Annotated in this window: 2 protein-coding genes and 1 pseudogene; all 3 read left to right on the forward strand. The window is 52.7% G+C overall.

Annotated features, from left to right (window positions below):
- A pseudogene (locus ABD971_RS09885) lies at positions 1–272 on the forward strand (hypothetical protein); the annotation flags it as partial.
- Positions 273–300: 28 nt separating this feature from the next.
- On the forward strand, positions 301–669 hold the full coding sequence (locus ABD971_RS09890; RefSeq protein WP_345321621.1) for a DUF1257 domain-containing protein: 369 nt from the start codon (positions 301–303) through the stop codon (positions 667–669).
- Entirely contained in the window at positions 666–860 is a 195-nt protein-coding gene (locus tag ABD971_RS09895; RefSeq protein WP_345321623.1) for a DUF2997 domain-containing protein, read from the forward strand. Before ABD971_RS09890 ends, ABD971_RS09895 begins: the two co-directional genes overlap by 4 nt.
- Position 861: the final 1 nt, after the last annotated feature.

Consider the following 861-nt stretch of genomic DNA (forward strand, 5'->3'; position numbering starts at 1 on the left):
CTCTTGAGACTGAGCGACACTCCTTGGCCTCGGAACGTCGATGGGACTCGCTTGTCGCAGCAGCTATCACGAACGTCGGTCTGCTAATTGCTTGCTTGTTGCCACTTGCTTTGGCTTGGCTACTGCTCGTTCGCCTACCGGAAACTGGGGACGAACAAGTGATTGTGGAAATCATGCTCGATGACCTCACGGCATCGAGACCACTGCTCTTGCATCGTAGTCAGGAAACATCACCGCGACATTTGACCGATCACGATGAAAAATCGACTTGAACAAACCTCCAACAGAAAGGAAAACACTTTGTCACACATTGTCACGATCACAACCGAGATTCGTGATCCCGTCGCTTTGCGGTCATCTTGCCTTCGACTTGAACTCGACGAACCGGTGCATCAAACCGTGAAGCTCTTCAGCGCCGAAGCGACTGGATACTGCGTCCAGTTACCTCGCTGGCGTTACCCCGTCGTCTGCGACACAGATTCGGGAACCGTTCACTTCGATAATTTCGAAGGCCATTGGGGCGAACAGGCCCATCTCGATCGACTGATCCAACGGTACGCGGTTGAGAAATCCGTATTGGAAGCACGCAAGCAGGGTCACTCGGTGACCGAACAACCGCTCCCTGATGGATCAATCAAGCTCACGGTTCACGTTGGAGGTGCGAGTTGAAAACAATTCAAATCACCGTCGCCCCCTCCGGCGAAACGAAAGTCGAAACCAGCGGTTTTTCAGGAAGCGAATGCCGAGAGGCGAGTCAATTTCTGGAGGCTGCCCTGGGGACGAAACGCTCCGAAAAGCTAACTGCGGAATTTTACGCAGGCCAATTACAATCCGAAAACCAAACTCAACGGGAGGGATAAT

It is taken from the genome of Novipirellula rosea (assembly GCF_039541335.1).
Classification (GTDB): domain Bacteria; phylum Planctomycetota; class Planctomycetia; order Pirellulales; family Pirellulaceae; genus Novipirellula; species Novipirellula rosea.